The organism is Gemmatimonadales bacterium (genome assembly GCA_036265815.1).
GTDB lineage: Bacteria > Gemmatimonadota > Gemmatimonadetes > Gemmatimonadales > GWC2-71-9 > CAVVWJ01.
The window spans coordinates 31,875-58,510 of the sequence record DATAOI010000044.1; the positions used below are offsets into that span (position 1 = coordinate 31,875).

Annotated in this window: 24 protein-coding genes; 11 read left to right on the top strand and 13 right to left on the bottom strand. The window is 67.9% G+C overall.

Going from position 1 to position 26,636, the window contains the following annotated elements; all coding sequences use genetic code 11:
• The 9 genes from VHR41_08345 to ligD form a co-directional block, all read right to left on the bottom strand.
• Complete coding sequence (locus VHR41_08345; GenBank protein ID HEX3234194.1) at nucleotides 1-477, bottom strand: Lrp/AsnC family transcriptional regulator; 477 nt, start codon at nucleotides 475-477, stop codon at nucleotides 1-3.
• A gap of 513 nt (nucleotides 478-990) precedes the next feature.
• On the bottom strand, nucleotides 991-1,374 hold the full coding sequence (locus VHR41_08350; GenBank protein ID HEX3234195.1) for a Cache 3/Cache 2 fusion domain-containing protein: 384 nt from the start codon (nucleotides 1,372-1,374) through the stop codon (nucleotides 991-993).
• 456 nt (nucleotides 1,375-1,830) lie between these two features.
• Nucleotides 1,831-2,325 carry an IS200/IS605 family transposase gene (gene tnpA, locus VHR41_08355; GenBank protein HEX3234196.1) on the bottom strand — a complete coding sequence of 165 codons (495 nt, stop codon included), beginning with the start codon at nucleotides 2,323-2,325 and terminating at the stop codon, nucleotides 1,831-1,833.
• Nucleotides 2,326-2,387: 62 nt separating this feature from the next.
• Nucleotides 2,388-2,675, bottom strand: a complete 288-nt coding sequence (locus VHR41_08360; GenBank protein HEX3234197.1) for a DUF2277 domain-containing protein — start codon at nucleotides 2,673-2,675, stop codon at nucleotides 2,388-2,390.
• Between the two features lie 26 nt (nucleotides 2,676-2,701).
• Nucleotides 2,702-4,171: an MATE family efflux transporter gene (locus VHR41_08365; protein ID HEX3234198.1), complete on the bottom strand. Its 1,470-nt coding sequence runs from the start codon at nucleotides 4,169-4,171 to the stop codon at nucleotides 2,702-2,704.
• 9 nt (nucleotides 4,172-4,180) lie between these two features.
• Complete coding sequence (locus tag VHR41_08370; GenBank protein ID HEX3234199.1) at nucleotides 4,181-4,564, bottom strand: YciI family protein; 384 nt, start codon at nucleotides 4,562-4,564, stop codon at nucleotides 4,181-4,183.
• 122 nt (nucleotides 4,565-4,686) lie between these two features.
• Entirely contained in the window at nucleotides 4,687-5,088 is a 402-nt protein-coding gene (locus VHR41_08375; protein HEX3234200.1) for a VOC family protein, read from the bottom strand.
• A gap of 169 nt (nucleotides 5,089-5,257) precedes the next feature.
• Nucleotides 5,258-5,944, bottom strand: a complete 687-nt coding sequence (locus VHR41_08380; GenBank protein HEX3234201.1) for an alpha/beta family hydrolase — start codon at nucleotides 5,942-5,944, stop codon at nucleotides 5,258-5,260.
• Nucleotides 5,941-8,547, bottom strand: a complete 2,607-nt coding sequence (gene ligD, locus VHR41_08385) for a DNA ligase D (GenBank protein HEX3234202.1) — start codon at nucleotides 8,545-8,547, stop codon at nucleotides 5,941-5,943. Before ligD ends, VHR41_08380 begins: the two co-directional genes overlap by 4 nt.
• 363 nt (nucleotides 8,548-8,910) lie before the next feature.
• Between ligD and VHR41_08390 the strand changes: the two genes are divergently transcribed.
• From VHR41_08390 to VHR41_08430, 9 genes are all read left to right on the top strand, one after another.
• On the top strand, nucleotides 8,911-9,795 hold the full coding sequence (locus VHR41_08390) for a Ku protein (GenBank protein ID HEX3234203.1): 885 nt from the start codon (nucleotides 8,911-8,913) through the stop codon (nucleotides 9,793-9,795).
• An 8-nt stretch (nucleotides 9,796-9,803) separates the two neighbouring features.
• Nucleotides 9,804-10,631 carry a tetratricopeptide repeat protein gene (locus tag VHR41_08395; GenBank protein HEX3234204.1) on the top strand — a complete coding sequence of 276 codons (828 nt, stop codon included), beginning with the start codon at nucleotides 9,804-9,806 and terminating at the stop codon, nucleotides 10,629-10,631.
• 2 nt (nucleotides 10,632-10,633) lie between these two features.
• Nucleotides 10,634-11,353, top strand: a complete 720-nt coding sequence (locus VHR41_08400; GenBank protein ID HEX3234205.1) for a DUF72 domain-containing protein — start codon at nucleotides 10,634-10,636, stop codon at nucleotides 11,351-11,353.
• Between the two features lie 268 nt (nucleotides 11,354-11,621).
• Complete coding sequence (locus VHR41_08405; GenBank protein HEX3234206.1) at nucleotides 11,622-13,064, top strand: S8 family serine peptidase; 1,443 nt, start codon at nucleotides 11,622-11,624, stop codon at nucleotides 13,062-13,064.
• 195 nt (nucleotides 13,065-13,259) lie between these two features.
• Nucleotides 13,260-16,241 (top strand): M1 family metallopeptidase, encoded by a 2,982-nt coding sequence (locus VHR41_08410; GenBank protein ID HEX3234207.1) that lies wholly within the window; start codon nucleotides 13,260-13,262, stop codon nucleotides 16,239-16,241.
• A gap of 76 nt (nucleotides 16,242-16,317) precedes the next feature.
• Nucleotides 16,318-16,668 carry a cupin gene (locus VHR41_08415; GenBank protein HEX3234208.1) on the top strand — a complete coding sequence of 117 codons (351 nt, stop codon included), beginning with the start codon at nucleotides 16,318-16,320 and terminating at the stop codon, nucleotides 16,666-16,668.
• A 1-nt stretch (nucleotide 16,669) separates the two neighbouring features.
• Complete coding sequence (locus VHR41_08420; protein HEX3234209.1) at nucleotides 16,670-17,653, top strand: sugar phosphate nucleotidyltransferase; 984 nt, start codon at nucleotides 16,670-16,672, stop codon at nucleotides 17,651-17,653.
• A gap of 19 nt (nucleotides 17,654-17,672) precedes the next feature.
• Complete coding sequence (locus VHR41_08425) at nucleotides 17,673-19,253, top strand: DUF885 domain-containing protein (protein ID HEX3234210.1); 1,581 nt, start codon at nucleotides 17,673-17,675, stop codon at nucleotides 19,251-19,253.
• Nucleotides 19,254-19,277: 24 nt separating this feature from the next.
• On the top strand, nucleotides 19,278-20,267 hold the full coding sequence (locus VHR41_08430; protein ID HEX3234211.1) for a hypothetical protein: 990 nt from the start codon (nucleotides 19,278-19,280) through the stop codon (nucleotides 20,265-20,267).
• Here the strand turns inward: VHR41_08430 and VHR41_08435 are convergent.
• The gene (locus tag VHR41_08435; protein HEX3234212.1) at nucleotides 20,264-21,304 is read right to left on the bottom strand and encodes a putative zinc-binding metallopeptidase; all 1,041 of its coding nucleotides are present in this window, start codon (nucleotides 21,302-21,304) and stop codon (nucleotides 20,264-20,266) included. The two genes, VHR41_08430 and VHR41_08435, sit on opposite strands and share 4 nt — an antisense overlap.
• A 42-nt stretch (nucleotides 21,305-21,346) precedes the next feature.
• Here VHR41_08435 and VHR41_08440 point away from each other — a divergent pair, with 42 nt between their 5' ends.
• Nucleotides 21,347-22,540: an MFS transporter gene (locus VHR41_08440; GenBank protein HEX3234213.1), complete on the top strand. Its 1,194-nt coding sequence runs from the start codon at nucleotides 21,347-21,349 to the stop codon at nucleotides 22,538-22,540.
• On the top strand, nucleotides 22,540-23,496 hold the full coding sequence (locus VHR41_08445) for a hypothetical protein (GenBank protein ID HEX3234214.1): 957 nt from the start codon (nucleotides 22,540-22,542) through the stop codon (nucleotides 23,494-23,496). The genes VHR41_08440 and VHR41_08445 overlap by 1 nt, the downstream gene beginning before the upstream one ends.
• Before the next feature lie 33 nt (nucleotides 23,497-23,529).
• Here VHR41_08445 and VHR41_08450 read toward each other — a convergent pair whose 3' ends face one another.
• The 3 genes from VHR41_08450 to VHR41_08460 are packed head-to-tail and all read right to left on the bottom strand — an operon-like array spanning nucleotide 23,530 to nucleotide 26,591.
• Nucleotides 23,530-24,378: a mechanosensitive ion channel family protein gene (locus tag VHR41_08450; protein HEX3234215.1), complete on the bottom strand. Its 849-nt coding sequence runs from the start codon at nucleotides 24,376-24,378 to the stop codon at nucleotides 23,530-23,532.
• A 4-nt stretch (nucleotides 24,379-24,382) separates the two neighbouring features.
• Nucleotides 24,383-24,565: a YbdD/YjiX family protein gene (locus VHR41_08455; GenBank protein ID HEX3234216.1), complete on the bottom strand. Its 183-nt coding sequence runs from the start codon at nucleotides 24,563-24,565 to the stop codon at nucleotides 24,383-24,385.
• Nucleotides 24,555-26,591: a carbon starvation CstA family protein gene (locus VHR41_08460; GenBank protein HEX3234217.1), complete on the bottom strand. Its 2,037-nt coding sequence runs from the start codon at nucleotides 26,589-26,591 to the stop codon at nucleotides 24,555-24,557. The genes VHR41_08455 and VHR41_08460 overlap by 11 nt, the downstream gene beginning before the upstream one ends.
• Nucleotides 26,592-26,636 lie beyond the last annotated feature (45 nt).

Sequence of the window (26,636 nt, forward strand, 5' to 3'; positions counted from 1 at the left end):
TCAGTCGAGCTCCACGGGAGCGATGCCCGACTTCTCGAAGACGGACGAGAGCACGATGGTGGTGCGGGTGCTCACCGGCTGCCCAGGCTGCCTGAGCTCGTGCAGCACCTGGCCGAGCGCCTCGAGCGAGGGGGCGGCCACTTTGAGCACGTAGCAGTCTTCGCCGGCCACGTGGTGGCACTCCAGCACGCCGGGATTGGTGGCCAGCGCCTTGACCCCGACCTCCGGACCGGGCGAGTCCGAGGAGGGATACCGGACAGCGACGAACGCGGTGACCGGAAAACCGACCTTGGCCCGGTCGAGACGCGCGGTATAGCCCAGGATGAAGCCGCCCTCCTCGAGCCGCTTGACCCGCTCCATCACGGCGGGCCGGGAGAGGCCGACCTCATCGGCGATGGCCTGGTAGCTGGCCCGACCGTCGGCGACGAGGAGCTGGAGGATGCGGCGGGAGGTGGGATCGATGGCGGGCGTGCTCACGGGCTCCTCCGAAACAATGTTAACTCAATTTGCCAATTGGCAGACTATTCGTCAATGGCTTGAGAAGGAGGCAGACTATTAGGAGGAGTATGTACTTGACGCACGGGGGAGCCGATCGCGGCCCAGGTGGGAACGAGGACATTCCGATCGATCTCAATATCAGGGCCCCCAGACGTGAGCACGATCACAGTCTCGGCTGACCCGCGGGGGCGACATTGACTCGTTGGGAGCTGGCTTCCTGTCTTTTTGGAGGACCCCGTGTCACGCGATAGGAAGCGAACCAGCGAGTTGGCGCGCCTGCTGCGGCACAGTGCCAAGCTCCGGAAGAGAACCGACGAATTGGGTGCCGAGGCCGGACGGCTGCGGGCAGAAATCGCCAAGTCTACCAAAGGACGGATTGTCGAGCGGCGACAGAAGCCGAGATTACGGGGGAAGTAGAAGGGCCGGGGCTACTTCCCGGCCCTTCGGCCTCTCAGCGAGCGGCGACAGTGCAGTCCACTTCTTACAGGGCGCTTACTTCGGCACACCGACGAACAAGGCACCAGTCAACGTGCCATCCTCACTCGTAAGCGGCGCATAGCTGGCACGATAATCACGACCGAAGACGTTCGCATCTCCAGTGTAGGAATGCTTGTCCATCAACGCTTTGTACGCAGGGCTATCATGGTCGAGTTTGGTGTTGACGACAGACTTGCCGTCCTTCGTGAGGACCGTACTTTCGGTGCGCACAAAGTCAGTGCCGTCGTAGGAGAAGATCGTCGCGTCAAGCTTCCCTTTCGTTTCCGCAGGGCCACCGCGAGTCCCGCCGAAAGCCAGGAGCGCACCCGAAAACGCCAAGCCAACGGCCAACAGAACCCCCCTGCTTACCCGAGCTGAAATCCGCTGACGTGCACGCATAGATTGCCTCCTTTTTGAGGAAACTTGCGGAACACAGTGGTCATTCATCTCTGGGCGGAGGGAAGGCCGGCCTCCAGGTCACGCCCGGTTCGTCAGGAGTGGCTGCGGATCACCAGCAAGTATACCCGCGGTACCTGAGTGCACCAGACCAACCAGGCGGGTGAGGGGGCGAAGCCTGGAGCCGTGCCAGAGCCAAAAGTGGGGGGGCGAGTGTTAGAGCGAGGGCGGCTCGGGAACTCGGAACTCACCTGAGACATGATGGGCACCCGAGATTCGCTGGCGCACGGGGACGGTGGGCCGCACGGGTGTGTGTTCCGGCATTGAGCGGTGGGCCGGTTGGGGCAGGGCGAGGGCGCGCTGGTACAGGCCGAAGACGTCTGGCATATGCCAAAATGTACCTACCTCGTTGCCGAGGCGGTGACCCGCGGCACACGCAAATCGGTGCAGCGCCCTCCGTCAGCCCATCACATCGCGGAGATCGTACTCGATGCCGTGACGCTCGAGGATGCCCAGGTACTCGGTCTGGAACGCGAGCTCGCGATGATGGGTCTCCTGGTTCCGGATGTACGCCTGAAGCGCGGTGTCCTCGCGCGGCGTGACGCTGAACGCCGCGTATCCCGCCTGCCAGCGAAACTCCTTCCGATGTGAAAACGTCTCGTGAATCCAGCGCGAGGTGCTCGCCTTGATGGCGTGTACCAGGTCGGCGAGGGCGAGGCTGGGCGGGTACTCCAGATAGAAGTGGACATGGTCCCTGGTGCCGCCGGCGCAGAGGAGCTGCGCGCCGCGGCGCGCCGCGACCGCACTCGCGCTGGCGAACAGCCGTGCGCGCCACTCGGGATCGATCCAGGGCCGGCGCCGAGCGGTGCTGCAGATGAGGTGCACGCGAACCACGGAATAAGTGTCGGACACGAGCGGCAAGGTAGGCGGGTCGGCGGAGTCAGCCGTCACCACCGGTGCGCGGGCCGGTGCCGAATCGCGAGATCACTCATCGAGGCTTCAAGCGGCGACTAGGCTCAGCTCTGCTGTGGCTCGGCAGTGCCGAATCTCCGGGCGGCGCGCGCCTTCGCCTTGACCGCCATGTCCTCCCGATTCCTCGGCGGGGCAGTGGATTGGAGCGAATGCAACAGCCGGCGCGAGACGCCGGCAATCTCCTCGACCGCCGCCTGGAAGGTGGCCTCGTTCGACCTGGACGGCTTGGTGAACCCGCTGATCTTCCTGACGAACTGCAGGGAGGCCCCGAGGATCTCTTCCTCGGTGACCGGCGGGTCGAAATTGAACAGAATCCTGATGTTTCTACACATGAGAATGGTCTCCTGGCCGCAGCCGATCAGGTCGAGCGGCTGCCGGGGCTGATGTCGACCGCGATACCGCGCCACTTACCCTGGTTGAAGCGCACCACGCTCAAGGCGCAGCGGGTGGCGTGACCCACCAGGATCGCCAGCCAGATGTGGAGCGGCTGCAGCGTCCCGGTCTGCCGGATGACGAAACAGATCCCCAGGGGCACCACGACCTGGGAGACGATCGAGATGTAGAGCGGGCTCTTGGTGTCGCCGGTTCCCTGCAGGCCACCGGTATAGGTCAGCGCCGCCGCGATGAACAGACCTGAGACGCTGAGCACGCGGAGGAGCTGGGTACCGATCTCCACGACCGCGGGCTGGTTCATTCCGAACACGCCGAGGAGCTGTTGCGGAAAGAAGAAAAAGAAGAGTCCCACGAACGCGGCGCCGGCCATTCCCATCCGCGCCGCCACGTGGACCGCCTGGTCGGCCCGGTCGGGATGGCCCGCGCCGAGGTTCTGCCCGGCCACTGCCGCGGCCGCGCCCATGAGGCCGATGGAAGTCCAGGTGATGAGCGAGAAGAGCTGGGTATACGAGATGGCGAACGCCGCCTGCGCCGCGGCGCTCTGGGCCACCGAGCCGATGAACGAAAGCATGAACACCCCGCCGACGTTCATCGCGATGCCCTGGATCCCGGTGGGCAGGCCGAACCGGAAGAGCGACCGGATGATGTCCCAGTCCGGGGCGAAACCCCCGCCCCGTGGAAACGCGACCACCCAGCCGCCCTTCCAGAACTTGACCAGCGCGTAGGTGGCCACCAGCCCCGCCGCGGTCACGGTCCCCATCGCCGCGCCGGCGGTGCCGAAGGGGGGCACCGGACCCAGGCCGCGAATCAACACCACGTTGAACACGATGTTGAGCACCGTCATCGCCACGCCGAGGATCATCGGGGTCCGGGCATCTCCGGCCGAGCGCAGGGCGCCACCGAGCATGTAGAAGACCAGCATGCCGCTGCTGAACAGGAACATGATCCGGAGGAAGGGCAGCGCTTCGGCCTTGACGGCCGGGGCGGCGTTGACCAGGTCGAGCAGCGTGGGCGACAGGAAGTACCCGACCGGCGCCATGATCAGGAGCGACATCGCGATCGCCGTCAGAAAGGCCTGATACACGGTGCGATCGACCTTGGCTTCCTGCCCAGCGCCCGCGAATCGGGCCACCAGCACGCTCATCCCGGTGAACAACGAGCTGATGAAGATGATGACGACGATGACGATCTGCCACGCGACGCCGATCGCGGCGTTACCGGTGTAGCCGACCAGATGACCGACGAGCACATGGTCGATGATGCCCTGCAGTCCGCCGATGACGTTCGTCAGCATGGTGGGCCACGCGATCCTCCACACCGCCCGGGCCAGCGGCCCCTCGACGATGGAGCGATCGTAGCGCGGGGTAGCCGCCGGCCGCGATGCCGGAGCCGCCGCCGCTGAATCGGTCTCGGGAGCCGCGCCGACCTCGGTCATCGCGGGCGGTTACCGGTTGCTGGCCGCGAGCTCAGACTGGCCGGCCTGAAACGCCGGTGCGTCATACATCTGCCGAATCTCGCTCTCACCCTCGCCTACCACGGTGAGAAAGCGCTTGGTCAGCTCGACCGCCTCCTGCAACGACCCGGCCTGGAGGATCGCATACCCGGCGACCAGCTCCTTGGCCTCGGTGAAGGGCCCGTCGGTGACGGTAAACTTACCGTCGGAGACCCGGACGCGAGCGCCCTTCGAGCTCGGCAGGAGTCCATCGGTCGCGAGGAGCACGCCGGCCTTGGCCATGTCCTCGATCAAGCGTCCCATATCGGCCATCTCCTGCTCCCTTGGAGGAGCGTCCGACTCCCTGCCGGGCTTGTACAGCGTCATGAAGCGCATGGTGACTCCGTATGGTTTCGGTTCGTGACTACCGCCTCGCGGACGCCGCTTCCGGCGGTCGCCTTCGGGCGGGTCTACCCATACGTCGAACGGGATTGCGCGAGATCGACAGAGCGACCCGCTCACCCGCTGTTGATGTGGAGGATGTTGCCGTCGGGGTCCTTGAACCAGGCCGCCCGGAAGGTCCCGAACTGGTGCACATCGCCTTTGCGGGTGAGCCCGGGCAGGTCATAGTGCTCGAAGACGACTCCCTTGGCCTGGAGAGACTGGACGACCCGCTCCAGGTCGTCGCCGAGGCCCCAGGTGACGGCGTTGGCCTTGTTGGTCCCGGCGTATTGCGACTTGTACACGAGGAAGTTGGTCTTGCCGCTCCGATATACCCGCACATCGGCGTTCGAAAGCGGCTGCGAGGGGCCCGAGTCCGCACCAGCCGGCTTGAGACCCAGCGTGCCTTCGTAGAACCGCTTCGCAACCTCCATGTCTTTCACCGCGACGGTGGCGATGGCGTCTCTGTCTGCCAACACGGGAGCCTCCTCTCCTCGATCGTCATACCTGTCGTGAGGCCGGACGCGCCGATCGCGGGCGCCTCGGGCGACGGTCCACCCTGGTATCTAGTCGCACACTCCCCCGGAGATCGAGGGCAGGTGCCGTTGCGATGTGAGACATGACGCTATCTGGCGGCCCGAGTGCGGCTTACGGGGGGAGGAGCGAGCGGACCCACTGGGTGATGGTCGTGACCAGCTCTTCCATTGCCTCGGCAGCGGTCCTCCCCGACCGCTTCAGCACGGCAAAGGAGTGGTCGGCACCTTCGACGACGTGCAGCGAGGCACGGGATCCCAGGCGCCCGCAGACCGCCGTGATGAGGTCCAGCTCGGCGAGCGTGTCGCGGGTTCCCTGGAGGAAGAGCATCGGCACCTCGACCTCACGCAGATGGTCGGCCCGGCGCTCGCCGGGCTGCTTCGGCGGGTGGAGCGGAAACCCCAGAAATACGAGGCCGAGGACGCCGGGCAGTACGTGACGGGCCGCGGCATGCGAGGTCATTCGGCCGCCGAGGGATTTCCCGCCGGCGACGAGGGGCAACTCGGGCGCGACCTCCCGGGCCTTCGCTACCGCGGCTTGCACGGTGGCCTGGAGAACGCCGGGCGGATCGGGACGACGACCACCCGACTCCGTGTAGGGGAACTGATATCGAAGGGTGGCGATCCCCTGCTGCGCCAACGATTCGGCCACGGCCGCCATGAAAGGGTGTCGCATGCCGGCCCCGGCGCCGTGCGCCATCACATAGCCGGCCCATGCGTTCGAGGGGCGGAGCAGAATCCCCGAGACTGTCCCAAGGCGCTCGCCGACGTCGATCTGAAGGTCCATGCCAGGACTACTCACCCGAGCTCCTTCATCAGTCGCTCCAGCGCGCCGACCAGATCGGGCGAGAGCTCCAGCACCTCGGCCAGCGGATCCGCGGCCAGCTTTCGCATCCGCTGGGGCACCGTCTTGATGGTGTGGGCGCGGATGTCCAGCTTCCGGTTCACCTCACGCCAGGACAACGGGACCGATACGGGCGCACCCGGCAGGGGACGCACACTGAAGGGGCCGACGATCAACTTGCCGGACCCGTTCTGGAGATAGTCGACGTAAACTTTGCCGTTCCGCTGCGAGACCTGACGGGCGATGGTGGCGATCTCCGGCAGGCGCTCGACGATACAGCGGGCCAGCAGCTCGCCCAGTGAGCGCGACTGCTCGTGGGTGCACTGGCGGCCCAGCGGGATCATCAGGTGGAGCCCGGTCGAGCCGGTGGTCTTCACCTGCACCGGCAGGCCGATCCGGCGGCAGAGCTCCCTGGCGGCTAGGGCCACCTCGACCACGTTGAGAAACGGCGCGCCCTTGGGATCGAGATCGAGCACGCACCAGTCCGGCCGCTCGAGGGTGGGCGTCCGGCTGGCCCAGAGATGGATCGGGATGCAGCCGAGATTGATGACGTAGAGCAGCGAGGCCGCGTCGTCGCAGATGAAGTAATCGATCTCCCGCTGGGTGTCCTCGCTCCACATGCGCTCGGTCCGGACCCACTGGGGCGTGAATCCCGGTGCATCCTTCTGGAAGAAGGACTTGCCGGCGATCCCATCAGGATACCGGGTCATCACCAGTGGGCGATTCCGCAGATAGGGCAAGAGCCAGGGTGCCACCGCGCGGTAGTACGCGATGAGGTCGCCTTTGGTGTAGCCGTCCTCGGGCCAGAAGACCTTGGCGAGGTTGGTGAGCTCGAAGGGGAGCTCATCGGGGGGCGCGGCGATCTTCTCATCGGGATCGGAGCTCCGCAGCGGCGGTCGGGAGCCGCGGGCAAGGTCCCTCGTCGCTGGCGCTCCTCGGGATGACAGTGCGGCGCCTCGGGGTGACGGTGCGGCGCTTGGGGGTGACAGTGGGGCGCTTCGAATGCACTCCTCCGGCCGCTTGTCGTCCCGGAAGCGCAGGAAGACCGGCTGGCGCAGCAGGCCTTCGTCGGTCCACTCGGTGTACTCCACCTCGCTCACCAGCACCGGCTCGACCCAGGTGGTGCCCTTCTCCTTCGGAATCGGCCCGACGCAGGGCGGGTCCATTCGCCGGTGCTCCAGGAGACTCCGGCTGACCTCCGCAAGCTGCTTGTCGCTGAAGCCGCTGCCCGCACGGCCGGCATAGACCAGGGCACCGTCCACGAAATCCGCCAGCTGGAGCGCGCCGAATCCTCCCCGTGAGCCTTTCGGCGCGGTGAAGCCCACCACCACGAAATCGCCGGTCTTGCGCGAGCGGAACTTGAGCCAGGCGGACGATCGGCCATGTTGGTAGGGCGAATCGGCCTTCTTGGCGACGATACCCTCGAGCCCGAGCCGCTCGGCTTCCTGATACAACGCCTCGCCCACCTCCTCCACGTGCTCCAGATAGCGCAAGGCGCCGAGGGGAGGGAGCACCCGGCGGAGCACCGCCTTGCGCTGGCTGAGCGGCAGCGCCCGCAGATCGAAGTCCTCGAAGCCGAGCAGGTCGAACGCGTAGTAGGTGACCGGACACTCCACGGCCGCATGGCGGATATCGATCGCGCGGAGGAAGCGCGCCCGTCCCTGCAGCCGCTGAAAGCTGGGCCGGCCCGCATCGTCGAGGGCCACGACTTCGCCATCCAACACCAGCCGGTCGAAGGGGAGCGCCGCCACGGCGCGAAGCACCTCGGGAAAGGTGGGGCCGCAGTCGTTCCCGCTTCGGGTGAGGAGCTGCGGACCGCCCGGCGCCCGGGCGGCCAGCACACGGTATCCGTCGAGCTTGGGCTCGAAGATCCAGCCCTTTCGCGAGAACGGCCGCTCCGCCGATTCGGCGAGCATGAGCTTTATCGCTTTCGCCTCGATCGGCTTCCGCACCGCGCCGAGCCGGGTGAGCTCGCGGCGGATCGCCTCGCCTCGATCGCCTCCGGCGCCGAGCTCCTCTACGGTGAGCCCGGAGAGCACCGACTCCGGCGCGAGCTCTGCGGGATCGCTCGACGTCCAGGCGTCCCGCTCCTTGATCAGGAGCCAATCCTTCTCCGATTTCTTCAGCTTCACCAGAGTCCAGAGCCCATGCAGCTTGTAGCCGTGGAGCTCGAAGAGGAGCTTCCCCTTGGCCAGTCCCTCGAGCGGGTCGCCGATCGGGATCCAGCGGCCGCGATCCCACACGATCACGGCGCCGGCGCCGTAGTTCCCCTTGGGGATGAGGCCCTCGAAGTCGCCGTACTCGAGCGGGTGATCCTCCACGTGAACCGCGAGCCGCTTCTCGGCGGTGTCGTACGAGGGTCCTTTGGGCACAGCCCAGGAGCGGAGTACGCCCTCCATCTCGAGCCGGAGGTCGAAGTGCAGGCGCCGCGCGGCGTGCTGATGGACCACGAAGAGCCGGCCGCTCTCCTGGGCCAACGCGCCGGCGGGCTCGGGCGTGCGCTCGAGCGAGCGTTTGGCGCGATAGGCGTCGAGCGGGCTGGTGGCGGGCTTTCGGGGCATCAGGGAGTGGGCTCGGGCATCACGGTCCTGGGCGTCACGGTCTGGACCTCACGGGTCTTTATCATGTCCCACTCCGCGCGATCTGTCATCTGTCAGCTGTGTTCCCGGGGAGCTGCGGTGAGGGATCTTGCCCGCGAATGCCCGGGGCCCTCGGGCAAGATCCCTGGCTTCGCTCGGGATGACAGACCCGGGCACTGAACGATGCTGGGGGCTCGAGCTGAAGCTCGCGCTCCGGCGACCGGAAAGGACGGAGCTAACTGCTGATGATGCTTGGCGCTAGCCCCGGCTGCAAGAATCTGCACCAGGCCACTTCGATGTCCCCTCTAGCGGGGTCCGGATTCTGCCTGTATATCCAGTCTCCTCATGGCCGCCAGATCCATCGGTTCCGCGACGATCTCCTTCGGGCTGGTCTCAGTCCCGGTCAATCTGTTTTCCTCCAGTGAATCCACCGGCGCGATCAGCTTCAACATGATCCACGCCAAGTGCGGCTCGCGCCTGAAGCAGCAGTACATCTGCGCCAAGGACGGCACGGTGGTGGAGAAGGACGAGATCACCAAGGGCTACGAGTTCGCCAAGGACCAGTACGTCCTCTTCTCCGCCGACGAGATCAAGGCCCTGGACGAGAAGGCCACCAACGCGATCGACATCGCCGAGTTCGTTCCCCTCGCCGCGGTGGAGCGGATCTACCTGGAGAAGGTGTACTATCTCGGCGCGGGCAAGGGGGGCGAGCGGGCCTACCGCCTGCTGGTCGCCGCGCTCGAGGTGACCGGCCGTGCCGCCCTGGGCCAGTACTCGGCGCGAGGAAAGCAGCACCTCGTCCTGGTCCGCCCGATGGGCGACATCCTGGCGATGGAGCAGCTCCACTACCAGGCCGAGATCCGGAGCGCGGCCGACGTGCCACGGGCGGACGTGCCGCTCAAGGACGCGGAGCTCGCGCTCGCACGTCAGCTCATCGAGCAGGGCGCGGTGGACGAGTTCCGGCCGGAGAATTTCCGCGACACGGTGCGGGAGCGGGTACTGGAGGAGATTCAGCGGAAGGTGGACGGCGAGCAGATCTCCGCCGCCCCGGCCGAAGCGCCCCAGACCCGGGTCATCGACCTGATGGACGCCCTCAAGGCGAGTCTGGCCAAGCGCGGCGCCAGCACGGTGGAGAAGATGCCTGCCAGACGGGTGGCAACCAACGGCGCGAAATCAGAGGAGAAGGAGATTCAGACGAAGCCGAAGAAGAAGGCGAGCGGCGCCCGCTAGGTCCTCTCATGAAGTCCTATACCACTCGCGACGTGGCCAAGCTGCTCGGCCTGTCCGAGGCGCAGGTCCGCTCGCAGGCCCGGGTGGGCTATCTCGCGCCGGACCGTGGTCCTCACAACGCCTACCGCTTTTCCTTCCAGGATCTGGTCCTGCTCCGCACTGCCAAGTCGCTGAACGAGGCGCGCATCCCACCGCGGCGCATTCGCCGCGCGCTCCGGGCCCTGCTCCACGAGCTCCCGGAGGGCCGTTCGCTGAGCGGCGTGCGCATCTCCTCGGAGGGCGACAAGATCGTGGTGCGAGACGGCAGGGACACCTGGAACCCGGAGTCGGGCCAGCTCCTGCTCGATTTCCACGTCGCCGATCTGGCGGCGGAGGTCGGCCCGGTGGCCCGCCGGCTGGCGCGGCGCGCGCGCCGCTCGGACGAGCCGCTCACCGCCACTGAGTGGTACGACCTCGGCGCCGACCTGGAGACCGTGGCTCCGGAGGACGCCCGCGATGCCTACGCCAGGGCCGTGGTGCTCGACCCGCGGCACGCCTCCGCCAGGGTGAATCTGGGCCGCTTACTCCAGGACCTGGGCCTGGCGGTCGAGGCGGTCCAGCAGTACCGGGCCGCGCTGGCCATTCAACCGAGACATCCGACGGCCGCGTTCAACCTGGGCACCGCACTGGAGGACCTGGGCCGGCGCCGCGAAGCCATCGAGGCCTACCGCCAGGCGCTCGACGCCGACCGCGACTTCGCCGACGCCCACTTCAACCTCGCGCGGCTCTACGACCAGACCGGCAAGCGCGCCGCAGCGCTGCGGCACCTCAAGGCCTACAAGCTGCTGAGCGAGTGACCATGCGCATCCTGATCGGCACCAGCGGGTGGTCGTACAAGGAGTGGAAGGGCTCGCTCTATCCCGCCGACCTCCCCGCGGACGGCATGCTCCGCCACTACGCCACGCGCTTTCCCACGGTCGAGATCAACAACTCGTTCTACCGGATTCCCAAGGAGAAGGTGCTGCTGGAGTGGGCGGAGCAGGTGCCCCCGGAGTTCCGCTTCGTGCTCAAGGCGTCGCGGCGGATCACCCACATCAACCGGCTCACCGACGAGGACGGCTCGTTGGGGTATTTCCTCCGAACCGCCAACGTGCTGGGCGAGAAGCTGGGGCCGACGTTGTTTCAGTGCCCGCCATCGCTCAAGAAGGATGTGGCCCGGCTGCGCGAGTTTATCGCTCTGGTGCCGCGGACGTGGCGCGCCGCCTTCGAGTTTCGTCACGCCTCGTGGTTCGACGACGAGGTGTACGATGCGCTTCGGGGACACGATATGGCGCTGGTCACGGCGGAGGAGGACGACGAGCCGTCCACGCCGCTGGTGCCGACGTCGGGATGGGGCTATCTGCGGCTCCGTCGGACCGTGTACTCGGAGGACGAGCTCACGGAGTGGCTCGAGCGGATCGAGGCCCAGCCCTGGCAGGAGGCGTTCGTCTTCCTCAAGCACGATGAGGAGAACAAGGCGGGCCCGGACGCTGCGATACGGCTGGTGGGAAAAGTCTCCAGCGGACTGGAGCATCGGTGATGACGCCACGCGCCGAGCGGGAGTGCCAGATTTTGCAACCTCTGGCGACCGGTCGCCTTGGTGTCCACATTGATTTTGGCGGAGCCGGGGAATACCATTGCGTGCCGACCTGGTACGTCGCTGGAGTCTGCTCCGCCGACCAGGTCGTCCAAATCCTGCCCCGGCATACCCGGGCACGGCATCTCCGCCACGGGTAGCTCTGCCAGGGCCCCAGCGTCTCGCATCGCGACGCGCTGGCCTGCGTCCCCTGCCGTGGAGACTTCCCCCCATGAGTCCCCGATTCACCCTTCTGGCTCTTACGGGCCTGCTCGCCCTCGGTGCCTGTACCGAGGAGCCGACCGAGCCCGCCAATCCGTCCTCTCCGTCGCCCGCCGTATCCACCAGCTCAGGCATGGTGGCCATCAACGTGGTGCTCAAGGCCAAGCCCACCAGCGCGCAGCTCGCCCAGCTCAACGCGCTGGGCCAGGTCAAGCACCAGTTCACTGAGATCAACGGCCTGACCATGGCAGCGAGGGGGAGCCAGCTGGCCGCGGTCCGGGCGCTGTCGTTCGTGAAGGGCGCGGCCATCGATCAGGATCTCGATTTCGGCCCCCATACGGATCTGGTACCGGTGAGCGACCTGACCAGTGGCTTCAGCACCTGGAACCAGGATGCGATCAACGCGACGGTCGCGCCCATCTCCAATGCCCGTGCCGTCTCCCAGACCGGCGAGGGGGTGTACGTCGGGATCCTCGACACCGGGCTGCTGAACACCTGGCCGCAGTACTTCCCGCAGGAACGCATCGCGACGCAGTACGCCCGGACGTTCCTGGGAGGTGGTGCTGCGGACCTCGGCGCAATCACTTCTCCGGGCGGCGACTCCTGGCAGCACGACAAGTGCGCCCACGGCACGGCGACCACCAGTGAGATCCTGGGATATCAAATCTCCGGCGTCTTCTTCCAGGGAACCGCACCCAAGGCGACCATCATCCCTGTGCAGCTCCACTCCGAGGGCAGCATCAATTCAGCGAACCGGCCTTGCCCCTTCTCCGACGCGGTGGCCGCCGCCGGGCTCCTCTACTTCGCGCAGCTCAAGATGGGACCGCTGGCGGGTCAGCCCCTGGTGGTGAACAACAGCTGGGGAAGCAGCTCGCCTGATCCGCTGACCCAGGCGGCGGTCGACTTCGCGCTCGCTCACGGCGTATTGCTGGTGTTCTCGGCCGGCAACGCGGGGGATTCCGGCATGAGCTATCCGGGCGCCTTGCCGCAGGTGATCTCGGCCGCGGCGAGCGGATGGATCGAGGAATGGACCAGTGATACCTGGTGGTTTGCCACCGATGTCGCCGATCCGACCGATCCAGAGGACTTCTACATTGTCGATTTCTCCAGCCGCCAGAAATCAGGGCAGGACCTCGACGTCGCGGCGCCGGGCAGCTGGGTGCTGGCTCCGTTCCAGCTCCAGCGGGGGCATGCGGATTATTTCTTCCTGGGTGGAACCTCCTTCGCCGCTCCGGAAGTGACTGGTACCGTCGCGCTGATGTTGCAGAAGAACCCCGCGCTTACCGAGGCGCAGGCGGAGACGGCGATCGAGAACTCGGCCGTCCCCCTGGGGCCGGGATGCCGGGATGTCATCGATCCGAACACCGGGACGGCTAGGGAGATCTGCTGGGAGGCGGACGCCACGGGCGCCGGGCTGCTTGACGCGGCCGCGGCGGTCGCAGCGACGCCATAGCGGCACTCTCACCATATCATAGCAGCATCTGCATCGAGATCGGGCCGGCCGCGGCGACATGGCTGCGGTCGGCCCGTCTCATCTGCGAGCGTCAGAGCTTCAGCCGGTCCTGGCCGGTGCCGAATCATCCAGGGGACATCTATGTTTCCCGCCGATGCCCATCCTCCACGTCCGCCCCCGCCTCCCGAGTCGTCCGTGATCGTTCTCGCCCTGCTTGCCCTGCAGACCAGCGACCCGGAACCCAAGGCCTCCTACTGGCAGCAAGAGGTGGCCTACCAGATCACGGCGCGTCTGGATGAGCCGAGCGGCGTGCTCGCGGGACACGAGGTGGTGCGCTACCTGAACCGCTCGCCCGATACCCTCACCAGCTTCTCCCTTCACCTCTATCTCAATGCCTTCCGCCCCGGCTCCCGCTGGGCGGATGCGGACTCGGTCGAGGGAAGACGTCGCTTCAACGACCTTCGGGAGCCGGACTTCGCCTTCAACCACGTGCGGAACGTGCGGATCATGGGTGCCCGGGCCGAGCCGGTCTACCCGTTCGCGCCGGACAGCACGATCGTGCGGTTCGCGCTGCCGCGGCCGCTCGCGCCCGGCGATTCGATGACGGTCGAGCTCGGCTGGGATGCGCGCCCGTCGACGGTTCCGCGGCGTCAGGGCCGGGAGGGGCGGCGCTTCGACTTCGCCCAGTGGTACCCCAAGGTGGTGGTCTACGACCGCCACGGTTGGGAGGAGCATCCGCTGTATCCGGCCGGCGAGTTCTACGGCGAGTTCGGCAGCTTCCTGGTGGACCTCGACGTTCCCCAGGATCAGGTAGTGGGTGCCACGGGCGTCCCGGTCTGCGGCGACCCCGGATGGGAGCGGGCGAATCGGGCCCCGGCAGCTCCGGTCGACTACCAGCGCGACTACTACGGCGCCACCACACCGGCTGCCGACGCCTGCGACGGCGCCGCGGCCGGCCGGAAGAAGATCCGGTGGTACGCGGAGCGCGTGCACCATTTCGCGATGTCGCTCAATCCGAGCTACCGCTACGAGGGCGGGCACTTCGGCAACGTCGCCGTGCACGTGCTCTACCAGCCGGGGGACGAAGCAAGCTGGGGCAACGGGATCGCCGTCAAACGCACCCAGACCGCGCTCGCCTGGCTCGATCAGTTGTACGGGCCGTTCGGCTGGCCCCAGATCACCAACGTGCACCGGATCGAGGGGGGCGGCACCGAATTCCCCATGATGATCCATAACGGATCGGCCGAGCAGGGGCTCATCGTGCACGAGCTGGGACACAACTACACGATGGGTCTCCTGGCCAACAACGAGTGGCGCGAGGGATGGCTGGACGAGGGCTTCACCAGCTTTCAGACCAACTGGTTCTGGGAGACGATGGGCCGTCCCAGCAGCTATCCCTCGAGCGAAGCAGAGATCCTGGACCTCGATCTGGACGATTATTCCGAGCCCCCCAGCCTGGTAGCGGAGGACTATCGGGACTTCAGCTCCTACAACCTGGCGATCTACAGCCGGGGGGAGCTCTTCTTCCAGCAGCTCCGCTACATCGTGGGCGACGCCACCATGCACCGGATCCTCCAGGCGTTCTACGATCGGTGGAAATACCGGCACGTGGACGAGGCCGCCTTCCGGGAGGTGGCCGAGGAGGTGTCGGGACAGGACCTTTCGACCTTCTTCGCCCAGTGGCTGCACACGACGGAGCTCTACGACTACGCCGTCGGCCGGGTGCAGAAAGAGCAGAGGGTCGATGGCTGGGTGACCCGGGTGGAAGTCGTGCGCAAGGCGCCAGGCCGGATTCCGGTCGAGGTGGCGGTGATCGCCCAGCACGACACCGCACTGGTCCGGACGGAAGGACTGGCCGAGCGGGAGTGGGTCGAGATTCCGACCCGGAGCCGGCCGCGGGAGGTGCTGGTGGACCCGCGCGTGCTGACCCATGACTGGAACATGCTGAACAATCGCCACTGGCTCGGCTTCGGGTTTTCCACCGTCACGGCGTATCCGCCGGCCACCGACGTGTACTTCCATCGCTACTTCAGCACCCGGAGCCGCCGTGACCGGATGACTCTCGGTCTCCAGCCCACGGTCTGGTACAACGACGCCGGCGGGGTCACGCTCGGTGTCCGGGGCAGGGACGATTACCTGGGCCGCTTCGAGCAGGGGGTCTTGCTGCTCACCCGGGGCACCGGATGGGGAGTCGATGATGGAGTGGAGCACCTGGACGTCCTGCTGCGGGCCCGCAACCCGGTGTTCCTCCGCGGCCCGGGGGTTTCTCAGACTCTCGATCTGTTCAGAATCGAGGGCCGCTACGGCCTCCTCGCCAAGACGGAGCGCCGCCGCCGTGCCCACCTCGCGTTCGGGCCCACCTGGTCCCAGGACCTGAGCCTGCAGTGGGTGCATCCGGATGATTTCCGCTACCTCGATCGTGGCCTCTACGAGGATGTCGGTACGGTGGAGCTGCAGGTCGGTGGAGGAGTGACCACCGAGGCGGGCAACTGGCAGCTTGCCGGGCACACCTCGGTCGGCGGTGGGCTGGCCTACAACCGTGCCGGTCTCGCGGCGAGCGGCCGGACCGACCTGGACCCGTTCTACTTCCGGGGTGCGCTGGAGGGAACCGCGCGGCGGGCGTTCGGCCGGAGAATGAGCCTGGGCGCGCGGGCCTTCGCCGGTGTGGCGGGCGGCGGGGACGAGGCGCCCAAGCAGCGGCAGGTCTACTTCCAGGGGGCCGATCCGCTTGCCGTGCTGGAGAACCCGTTCCTCCGCTCGCGCGGCGCGCTGCTGGTGGGTGACGACATGCACTACCAGGCGCCCGGCGGCGCCGGCGTGCGGGGGGTTGACCCGCGGATCTCCACCGCGGCCATCATCGCGCTGAACCTGGAGCTCGAGCGCACCGTCGTGGCCCGGCCCGCCGCGCGGCTCTTCAGCCGGATCGCGCTCGCGGGGTTCACCGATCTGTCGCAGGCGATCGGTGGCTCCGCTCAGCCGCTCCTGGGCGACCGCATCCGTTTTCTGGCCGACGCCGGCGTCGGCCTCCGGGCCGAGCATCGCATCGGCGACACCCGCTTCACCACCCGGCTCGACCTGCCGCTGTTCGTGAGCCGGCCCGCGCTCGCCCAGGACCGCGCGCCCGGCGACGATCAGCTGGCGTTTCGCTGGATGTTCAGCTTCCAACCGGAGTTCTGAGCCGCCGCGAAGCCCCGGCCCGCCTATATTTCTGCGCTGCCGCATTGCCATTCCCTGCCGCGTCCGTGGAGGCCAAGTGCCCGACGTACCATATCGAGTGGACAAGCCCTGGGGCTACGAGCTGGTCTGGGCCAGGACCGATCGCTATGTAGGGAAGATCCTGCACGTCGAGGCGGGGCACGTGCTCAGCCTGCAATACCACAACTTCAAGGACGAGACGATGCACGTCCTCGCGGGCGAGCTGCTGCTGCGCACCCAGCCGGACGAAGAGCTGGTGGAGCGCCGGTTTCGCGCCGGCGAGTCGGTGCGCATCCTTCCCAAGCTGATCCACCAGATCGAGGCGGTGGTGGACAGCGACGTGCTCGAGGCGTCGACCCCGGAGCTCGACGATCTCGTGCGACTCCAGGACCGATACGGACGAGGCTGACATGCAACTGATCATCCCGCTCGCTGGCAAGGGCACCCGGCTCCGGCCGCATACTCATCTGACCCCCAAGCCCCTGCTGAAGGTGGCGGGCCGGCCGGTGATGGATTGGGTGATGGACCGGCTCGAGGGGCTGGAGGTGAGCGAGCTGATCTTCATCACCGGCCACCTCAAGGAGCAGGTGGAGGCCTACGCCCGCGCGCGATACGCGATCCCCTCCCGGTTCATCGAGCAGAAGGTGCAGGACGGCACCGCCGGGGCGATCAACCTGGCCCGGCCGTACATCCGGGAGCCGGTGCTGATCATCTTCGTCGATACCGTGTTCGAGGCGGATCTCACGCTGATCAATCGGGCTGACGCGGACGGGATCATCTGGGCCAAGGAGGTGGAGGACTACCAGCGCTTCGGGGTGGTGGTGACCGACGCCCAGGGCTACATGACCCGGATCGTGGAGAAGCCGTCGACCCCGATCTCCAAGCTCGCCAACATCGGCCTGTATTACATCCGGGCGGTGGACAGCCTCTGGCAGGGCATCGATCACGTGCTGGCGCAACCCAAGAACAAGGGCGAATATTTCCTCACCGACGCCTTCCAGTGGATGATCGAGCACGGCAAACGGATCCTGACCGCCGAGGTGGGCGGCTGGTACGACTGCGGCAAGCTGGACACACTGCTGGAGACCAACGAGATCCTGCTCCGGAAGGGCGCGGCCCGGCGGGTCGACTTCCCCGGGGTCGAGATCCGCGACCCGGTCTACATCGAGGACGGCGTCACCATCGAGCGGAGCACCATCGGCCCCAACGTCTCGCTGGAGCGGGGTACCACGGTGACCGACTGCCGGCTGACCAATACCATCGTGGGTCGGGACGCCACGCTGCGCCGGGCGGAGCTGGACGGCGCCATGCTCGGAAACAGCGTGGTGGTGGACGGCCTCCGGGGAAGCGCATCGCTGGCCGATCATTCGGAGGTGACCGCTGCCGTCCGTTGACGCGCTCTGCCGGTCCTACCTGGACCTCAAGTATCACTTCGATCCCTCGGCCGCGAGCGCGGCCGGGCTGGTGATCCATGACGCGCGTCTGGGGAGCTTCGATCCCCAGACCGTCCGGGAGTACCTCTCCGCACTCCGCTCGGTCTCCGGCGCGCTGGAGGAGCTGGATGTGGAGGAGGTGCAGGACGAGATCGACCGGACCGCGCTCCTGGGGGAGATCCGCAGCACCATCTCCCGGCTGGAGGTGGAGCGCCCCCAGGTGCGGAACCCGGGGTTCTGGCTGGCCCACCTGTTTCAGGCGCTCTATTCGGTGCTCGCCCGCCAGGACGCGGTCGGTCCCCGCGCACCCGCCGCGCTGGAGCGTCTGCAGGCCATTCCCGGCTTCCTCGACGCGGCCCGCACCACGCTGGACGGACCGCCCATGGTCTTCGTCGACTCCGCGCTGGCGATGCTCGGGGGCGGGGGCGAGCTGGTGGTGCAGCTCGCGATGGCGATGGCCGGCGAGGCGCCCGATCTGCGCGAGCGGCTGCAGACGGCGGCGGCCGCCGCGCTCGAGAGCCTCAAGGCCTTCGGCGCGGCGCTCCGGGACGAGGTCGAGCCCCACCCCGATCCCCAGGCGTTCGCCATCGGGGAGGAGCAGTTCAGTCGCCGGCTGCACTTCGAGCACGCGCTCACTTCGGGTGCGCCGGAGCTCTGGCGTTACGGCCTCCACCTGCAGGAGGAGACCGAGGCCCGGCTGGCCGAGCTGGCCGCGGCGATGGGCACGCGACCCTGGCGGGAGCTGGTGGACGAGCTCCGGGGCGATGCGCCGGCTCCGGACGATATTCTGGACGCCTACCGCGAGGAGCTCGACCGGGCGCACCGCTTCGTCCTCGAGCACGATCTGGTCACGACGCCGTCCGGCCCGGTCGAGGTGGTGCCCACGCCGGCGTTTCTGGCGTCGCTGGTGCCGTTCGCGGCGTACGAGCCGCCGCCGATCTACCTCGGCGCGCAGCACGGCCGTTTCTACGTCACGCGACCCGATCCGACGCTGCCGCCGGAGGCGTTCGCCCAGCAGCGGCGGGGCCACTGCCGGCACGCCATCGCCGCCATGGTGGCGCACGAGGCCTATCCCGGCCATCACCTGCAGCTGGTCACCGCCCAGGAGCTCGGCTCCGAGGTCCGGCGCCACCTCTGGACGCCGGTCATGGTCGAGGGCTGGGCGCTCTACTGCGAGCAGCTGATGGACGAGGCCGGCTACTACCGCACCGCGGAGGAGCGACTCTTCCAGCAGGTGAACCTGCTCTGGCGCGCGGTGCGGGTGGTGCTCGACGTCGGTCTGCACACCCGCGGGATGACGCCGCTCGAGGCCGTCGACTACATGGTGACCCACCTCCCCATCGAGCGCCGGAGCGCGGAGGCCGAGGTGCGCCGATACTGCGCGATGCCCACGTACCAGTTGTGCTACGCCGTCGGGCGGCGTGAGCTGCTGCGTCTGCGCGACGCGGTCCGCCAGCTCGCGGGCGCCGACTTCAACCCGAAGCGCTTCCACGATACGGTGCTCGCCTACGGCGGGCTGCCCGTCTCTCTCGCCCGCTGGGGCATGGCTCTCGCCGAGTAGCGCGGGAACGGAGGAGGAGCGCGGATGAAGATCACCGTCCTGACGTATCTCGACAGCGAAGACGAGAACTCCAAGGAGTACGATCCGGTGGTGCCCCAGGTCGCGCGCACCCTGCGGCGCCTGGGACACCGGGTGTCCATCCTCGGAGTCCACGGCGACGTCAAGCGACTCATCGGCGGGCTCTCCCGCCGGCGGCCGGACCTGGTCTTCAACCTGATGGAGATGTTCGGGGACAACGTGTTCGGCGATATCCCGGTTACCGGGCTGCTCGACCTGCTGGGCCTCAAGTACACCGGTAGCGGACCGGGCGAGCTCTACCTGAGCCAGGACAAGGGGCTCAGCAAGAAGCTGCTGGCGTTCGAGGACATCCTGTATCCCCGGTTCGCCGTGTTCTCCCGGGAGGCGGCGTTCGAGACCGGCGGCGGCAATCTCCGCATGCCGCTGTTCGTCAAGCCGCTCCGCTCCGACGCCTCCCTGGGCATCGGAGGCAAGTCGCTGGTGCACGACGCGGTAGCGCTGATGGAGCGGGTGGCGTTCATCCGGAAGGAGCTCAACGATTCGGCGCTGGCCGAGGAGTATATCGAGGGCCGCGAATTCTACGTCGGGGTGCTGGGGAATGCCCAGGCCAAGCCGCTGCCGCCGGTCGAGGTCGATTTCACCGGCTTTCCCGAGGGCGTCCCCAAGGTGATGGACAGCAAGGCCAAGTGGGACGAGCGGAGCAAGGAGTACAAGGGGACCAAATCGGTGCTCGCCAACCTCCCGGACGAGCAGCGCGCCCGGCTGCAGAAGGTGGCGGTGGACGCGTATCGGGCGCTCCGGGTGCGGGACTACGGGCGGGTGGATCTCCGGCTCACCGACACCGGGGACATCTACGTGCTGGAGGTGAACGCGAGCTGCTACCTGGAGCGCTCCAGCGAGTTCGCCATGGCCGCGGGCGCGATGGGCGTGGATTATCCCCGGCTCATCGAGCGGGTGGTGAACCTGGCGCTGGAGCGATATGGCGGGCGGCGCTAGCCCGGCTCGGGCAGATAGCTCCCCCGCTGCACGTAATTCATGGCCAGGCTGGTCACGAACGTGGTGAACGCCACGATGGCCGAGGCTTCGCGGCCCGACGCGTACCCCTGTTGCAGCTGGTCCGCGCGGTCGGCCAGATAGCGGAGCAGGGCCCGGGTCCGCTCCGGGAAATGGCCGGTCCAGCGGAAGATGTTGGCCATCAGCCCGGGCTCAAGCCGGCGGATGAGCGCCGCCGCCGGAGCCAGCGGCTCCTCCAGTGACATCCCCTCGTCGGTACCGAGATCCTGAAAGATCGCCCGCAGGGCACCGTCCAGCCCGGGTGGGGGCTCGCCCAGGGCGGTCGGCACGTTCCGGTAGTACTGATCCAGCGAATATTCGATCTCCCCCACATCCTCATCCAGCTCCGCGTCGGTGACCATCGGGTCCTGGTTGCGGAGCGCCGCCACCGTCCGCTCGCAGTAGGCCAGCTTGGCGCAGGCTACCGGCCAGGGGCCGTACTCCGCCCGCCAATCGAGCTCCGGCGTCATCCAGACCGCGAAAGTCTCGGCCCAATCCTCGTCAGGATGCTTCTGGGCGTACCAGCCGGGCAGGTGCCGTACGTACCGCCGGCTGAACGGCTCGGGCCGGTACTCCTCGGCGTACGGCTGGGTGATGGAGCCGAACTGCTTGACCCACTCCTCCTCCTCGTAGAGGCAATAGGCGTAGTTCACCACGTGCCCCATCTCGTGGCGCAGGTAGCGCAGGATGTCGGCCCGGTCGAATCCTTCGACGTGACCCACCCGCTCCGCGTGCAGTGCGGTGAGATCGGGCCGGGCGAGATAGAAGGGGATGGCGATCGCCACCGTCTCGAAGGGGACGCCCCACTCGGTGGACAGGTAGAACCGGGGGCGGACGCGGATGAGGCCGATCCGCTGAAGCTCGCCGGCAAACTCCTCCAGGATAGGCTCCAGCGGGGTGTCCTGGATGGTCAGGCCAAGATCCCGGATAGGCGTCGACCAGAGATTCGACTCATGAAAGCGTACGGGCTCGGCGGCCATGGGGAGTAACATACATGCTAGTTTCCAACGATGCCCTCGCGCGTGCCGTCGAGCTCCAGCGGGTCCGGTTCGTCTCTGATTCCGCCGACGGTCAAGGGTCTGTCGGCCGTCTCGCTGTTCAACGATGTGGCGAGCGAGATGGTTTACCCGCTGTTGCCGGCGTTCGTGGTGGGCACGCTGGGAGGCGGGCCGCTCGTCCTCGGGCTGCTGGATGGCGCGGCGGATCTGACCTCGGCGGCACTCAAGATAGTGAGCGGCCGGCTGGCCGACCGGCCAGGCTGGCGCGGGCCGCTCATCCTGATCGGATACGCCACCGCCGTCCTGGTGCGCCCGCTGATCGCGGTGGCGGGGGCGGCGTGGCAGGTGGTCGGCTTCCGGGTGATCGATCGCGTGGGCAAGGGCCTCCGCACCCCTCCCCGGGACGCGCTCATCGCAGCGGTCACGCCGGAGCCGCAGCGGGGCCGGGCGTACGGCTTTCACCGCGGGGCGGACCACGCTGGCGCCGTGCTGGGCTCGCTCGCGGCCTGGTACCTGCTCACCCGGGGGGTCGAGGTGCCACGGGTGATCGCCTGGAGCGCCGCGCCGGGCCTGGCGGCTTTCCTCATCCTTGCGGTGGTGCTGCCCCGGAGCCGGGGATCGCGCGCGCGGGCGTCGGATTCGCCGATACCTGACGTCGACGCCTCCGGCCGGGTGTTCTGGACACCGGTCACGGCGCTCGCCGCCATCACCTTCTTCCGGCTTCCCGAGACTCTGCTCCTGCTCCGGCTACAGCAGCGCGGTGTGGCCGTGGCGCTGGTTCCCCTGGTCTGGGCGGGGCTTCACGTGGTGCGGAGCGCCAGCTCGTATCCCGGCGGCTGGATATCCGACCGGCTGGGGCCGCGCGGTGCGGTGGCTGCGGGCGGAGTGCTGTTCGCGGCGGTGGCCGGGGTGCTGGGCGGGCCGCTCGCGCCGGTGGCGGCAGTTGTGGCGTTCCTCGCCCTGGGCCTGGTGGCCGGGCTCACCGAATCGGCGGAGCGGGCGCTGGTGGCGCGGCTGGCCCCGATCAGGACCGGCCGGGGTTTCGGCGCGTACCATGCCCTCACGGGTGTGGTCGCACTTCCGGCCGGTCTGGCGTTCGGCGCGCTCTATCAGTCGGTCGGCGGCCCGGGAGCGCTCTGGGTCTCCGCCGCGGGCATGCTCGCGGCGGTGGTCGCCTGGCTCCTGGTCTCGCCCTCTCGGGGAGAACGTGGCACGTGATGAGAATCGTCCTTCCTGCGGCACTGGCGTTGACGGCTCTCGCGCTGCGCCCGGTGAGCGGCCTGGCGCAGGTCCAGGTCCGGGTGGGCCAGCCTGGCCGGGCAACCTATTCCGAGCTGCACGAGGCGTTGAGGGAGGGGACGCCCCGGGCCGACTCGGTGCTGGCCATCATGCGGGTAAAGGCGCCCGGCCCGCTCTGGCGGCATATGCGGGCATCGGCTCGGGGCACCGAAGACTGGAACATCGGACTGGTCGCGCTCACCCGGTTGGCCGAGCTTCGGAGTCGTGCATACGCCGACAGCGCGCGACGGCTCAGGCGCACACTGGAGCAGGCCGAGGGGCCGCCGTTTCCGGAGAACCCGGGGATTACCGCGGAGGATCTGGAGCCCTCCCTGCAGGCGATCATCCTGGAGCGCCGCCGCGCCACCCAGGGTGACCCGGCCGTGCTGACCGACATTCTCTCCCGGATTCCCACACGGAACTACGATCACGGGGACGCCTGGGTGCTGGGCCGGCTCGGCGCCGGAGCGCTCGACTCGGTCGCGGCCCGCTTCCGCGCGGCAGACACGGAAGAGTTCCGGGTCCGCTATCTGACGTTGCTTTCCTATTTCACCGATCCCAGGCTGATCCCGCTCCTGAGCCAGGTGTACGTGGCGCCGGACAGCTTCGGCGTGCCGAAGCGGTATGCCATCCGGGCCTCGGACGGCCTGCTCTGGATCGGCACGCGCGGCAGCCTCACGGCGCTGCTGGACGCGCGCGAGCGGGCGCGGGCCAACGGCGTGTACGCCGACTCGACCCTCGACCGCGGGGGCTACGATTTCCTGGCAAACGACAGCTCATCGGTGATCTCGCGCACCGGCAAGTGGCTGACCGCGTGGCTGGCGACGCTCCCCGATTCTGCGGCCGCTCCGGTCAGCGGGGCAACCATTAGGGCTCGACCAGATTCTGCCCGCTGAGCGGCAGGGCGACGAGGCAGGTGCCGGAGGCGGTCAGGCGGCCGGTCGGGCCGGCTCCCGGGGTGGGGTGAAGATGGTGGCCGGAACTCCCCGGGTGTCGAGCTGCTCGCGGATGCGCTCGGCGAGCTCGCGCCGCACCTGGACGGCGGCCTGGCTGTCCGCACACCAGACCCGCAGGCTCAGCACCACGCCGGATTCACCGTGCGGCCGCACCGGGCAGTCGATCACCCGATCGACCCGCGGATGGCCGGCGCCGATGGCGAGCAGCACGTGGCGGACTGCATCGACATCCTCGTCCGCGGCGATGCCGACCGGCACGATCGCCATGGCCTGGAGGTTCCAGGTGTTCAGGTTCACCGTGACCTGAGAGGCCATGGTACTGTTGGGCACCACGATCCGGCGGTCGTCCGCGGTGCGGAGCAGCGTATAGCCGAGGGTGAGCTGCTCGACGATGCCGGTCTCCGGGCCCGCCGGCGTCGTCACCTGCACCAGATCGTCCAACCGGATCGGGCGATAGAGCAGCAGCGACAGTCCCGCGATCAGATTCCCCAGGGTGTTCTGGGCCGCCAGTCCGATGACCACGGACGCGATGCTCACGCCCGCCAACAGCGCCGTGCCCACCCGCTGCAGCTCGGGGATGATGTGGGCGTATACCGTCAACGCCACGATGAAGATGGCGATCTGCCCCAGCTGGGTCAGGAAGCTCGCGACGGTCCGGTCGATGTGGCCGTGCTCGTCCCGGGCGAGCAGCCGGTCGACCGTGCCCCGGAGCGTCCGTGCGAGCACGCTCGCCAGCAGCACCAGGAGCACCGCGTACACCACGGCCCCGATGAGACTCTGCGGCTCGAGCAGCGCTTCGGGAATGCGGATGATGGGATTCACGACATCAGCAGCAGCGGGTGGGGCCGTCGCCGTAGCGGGTCCGCACGAACTGGTCGAAGTACTCCCGCTCGCTGGGCGGCGGACGGTCGGGATGGCAGCGGCGGAGGTGCTCCAGGTGCGCCTGATAATCCGGCATGCCCATCACCCGTCGGAAGGCTCGCAGCAGCTCTCTCATCTCAGCCCGCATAGGCCGTCTCCACGAAGGGAGATTCCTTGGCGACCTGTGGGCGCCGGTTGGTGAGCACCAGGATCCACTCGCGGGCGGAAGCGAGCACTACGAGCACTGTCACCACCATGAACACCAGGGCGGCGGCGGCGTCCAGGCGGGCGTTGAAGATCAGCCGCGCCCCGCGGCCGGGCTCGATGGTGCCGGCCGCCACCTGTCCGGCGGTAAGCGCCGCCTGCGAAAGGAACCCCAGCCGGGGGTCGGCGGCGAAGACCTTCTGCCAGCCGGCGGTGAGCGTGACGGCGAGAACCCAGGCGAGCGGCATCAGAGTGACCCAGGCGTAGCGGGCCTTGCCGCCCTTGATCAGGACCGTGGTCCCCACGCAGAGCGCTACGGCGGCGAGCAGTTGATTGCTGATGCCGAAGAGCGGCCAGAGCGAGTTGATCCCGCCCAGCGGATCGAGCACGCCCTGCACCAGGAAATATCCCCAACCGGCGACGATGATCGCGGATGCCATGATGCTGCCGGGATACCAGGAGGTCCGCCCCAGGGGGGCCCAGAGGTGACCAGCCAGCTCCTGGAACATGAAACGACCCACCCGGGTGCCGGTGTCGACCGTGGTGAGAATGAAGAGCGCCTCGAACATGATGGCGAAATGGTACCAAAGGGCCATCAGGGTGCGGCCGAACGCGCCGCTCAGGATCTGGGCCATGCCTACCGCCAGGGACGGCGCTCCGCCCGAGCGGCCGAGCAGCGTCTTCTCGCCCACTTCGGCGGCGAGCCCGGTGATCTGGTCCGGCGAGACGGTGAAGCCCCAGCCGCGGATCACCTCCGCGGCCGACTGGACGTTGCCACCCAGCGTGGCGAGGGGCGCGTTGATGGCGAAATAGATGCCGGGGTCGAGCAGGGCGGCCGCGGTGAGTGCCATGATCGCGACGAACGACTCCATCAGCATCCCGCCGTACCCGATGTAGCGGGCGTCGCTCTCCCGGACGAGCATCTTGGGCGTGGTGCCGGATGAGACCAGCGCGTGGAAGCCGCTGATCGCGCCGCAGGCGATGGTGATGAACGCGAAGGGGAACAGCTTGCCGGCGAACACCGGGCCGGTGCCGTCGATGAACCGGGTCATCGCGGGAAGCTTGAGGGGCGGGAGCACGAGGAGGATGCCGGCCGCCAGGAGCAGGATGGTGCCGATCTTCATGAAGGTGGAGAGATAGTCCCGGGGACAGAGCAGCATCCACACCGGCAGCACGCTGGCGATGAAGCCGTAGATGATGATGCCGTACGCGATGGTGAGCCCCGAGTGGGTGAAGTATGGCGCGAGAGTGGGTGACGCGGCCACGTAACGACCGCCGACCAGCGCCAGCAGCAGGAGCGCCACGCCGCCGAGCGAGGCCTCGATGGTCCGTCCCGGACGCCAGACCTTCATCCAGAAGCCCATCAGCACCGCGATCGGGATGGTGCAGAGGATGGTGAACACGCCCCAGGGACTGTCCTTGAGCGCATTCACCACCACCAGCGCGAGTACGGCCAGCAGGATGACCATGATCGCCAGCACGGCGAGCATGGCCAGCATGCCGGTCACCGGCCCGGTCTCCTCCTTCGCCATCTGGCCGAGCGACTTGCCGTCCCGGCGGGTGGAGGCGAACAGGATCACGAAGTCCTGTACCGCGCCCGCGAGCACCACGCCGAACACGATCCAGATCGTTCCCGGCAGGTAGCCGAACTGGGCGGCGAGTACGGGGCCGACCAGCGGTCCCGCGCCGGCGATCGCGGCGAAGTGGTGCCCGAACAGGACCCAGCGCGAGGTCGGAACGAAGTCCCGGCCGTTGGCCAGGCGCTCGGCCGGCGTGGCGCGGCGGTCGTCCAGCTGAAAGACGCGATCGGCCAGGAAGCGGCTGTAGAAGCGGAAGGCGACGAGATAGGTGCCGACGGCGGCGAGGACCAGCCAGGCGGCGCTGATCGTCTCCCCGCGATGCAGGGCGAGCATCCCCCAACCGGCCGCGCCAACCAGGGCGACGAGCGCCCACGCCAATCGTGAGGGCATATGCAGAATTAAACAGCGGCAAGTGCGAAAGGTAAACCGCGGGCG

Excerpts from the sequence above, each read along its gene's own strand:
- VHR41_08350 (HEX3234195.1), bottom strand. The coding sequence starts at position 1,374 with ATGCGTGCACGTCAGCGGATTTCAGCTCGGGTAAGCAGGGGGGTTCTG.
- VHR41_08460 (HEX3234217.1), bottom strand. The coding sequence starts at position 26,591 with ATGCCCTCACGATTGGCGTGGGCGCTCGTCGCCCTGGTTGGCGCGGCC.
- VHR41_08430 (HEX3234211.1), top strand. The coding sequence starts at position 19,278 with ATGAAGATCACCGTCCTGACGTATCTCGACAGCGAAGACGAGAACTCC.
- VHR41_08435 (HEX3234212.1), bottom strand. The coding sequence starts at position 21,304 with ATGGCCGCCGAGCCCGTACGCTTTCATGAGTCGAATCTCTGGTCGACG.
- VHR41_08405 (HEX3234206.1), top strand. The coding sequence starts at position 11,622 with ATGAGTCCCCGATTCACCCTTCTGGCTCTTACGGGCCTGCTCGCCCTC.
- VHR41_08445 (HEX3234214.1), top strand. The coding sequence starts at position 22,540 with ATGAGAATCGTCCTTCCTGCGGCACTGGCGTTGACGGCTCTCGCGCTG.
- VHR41_08370 (HEX3234199.1), bottom strand. The coding sequence starts at position 4,564 with ATGCGCTTCATGACGCTGTACAAGCCCGGCAGGGAGTCGGACGCTCCT.
- VHR41_08360 (HEX3234197.1), bottom strand. The coding sequence starts at position 2,675 with ATGTGTAGAAACATCAGGATTCTGTTCAATTTCGACCCGCCGGTCACC.
- VHR41_08395 (HEX3234204.1), top strand. The coding sequence starts at position 9,804 with ATGAAGTCCTATACCACTCGCGACGTGGCCAAGCTGCTCGGCCTGTCC.
- VHR41_08365 (HEX3234198.1), bottom strand. The coding sequence starts at position 4,171 with ATGACCGAGGTCGGCGCGGCTCCCGAGACCGATTCAGCGGCGGCGGCT.
- ligD (HEX3234202.1), bottom strand. The coding sequence starts at position 8,547 with ATGCCCCGAAAGCCCGCCACCAGCCCGCTCGACGCCTATCGCGCCAAA.
- VHR41_08400 (HEX3234205.1), top strand. The coding sequence starts at position 10,634 with ATGCGCATCCTGATCGGCACCAGCGGGTGGTCGTACAAGGAGTGGAAG.
- VHR41_08455 (HEX3234216.1), bottom strand. The coding sequence starts at position 24,565 with ATGCGGGCTGAGATGAGAGAGCTGCTGCGAGCCTTCCGACGGGTGATG.
- VHR41_08390 (HEX3234203.1), top strand. The coding sequence starts at position 8,911 with ATGGCCGCCAGATCCATCGGTTCCGCGACGATCTCCTTCGGGCTGGTC.
- VHR41_08420 (HEX3234209.1), top strand. The coding sequence starts at position 16,670 with ATGCAACTGATCATCCCGCTCGCTGGCAAGGGCACCCGGCTCCGGCCG.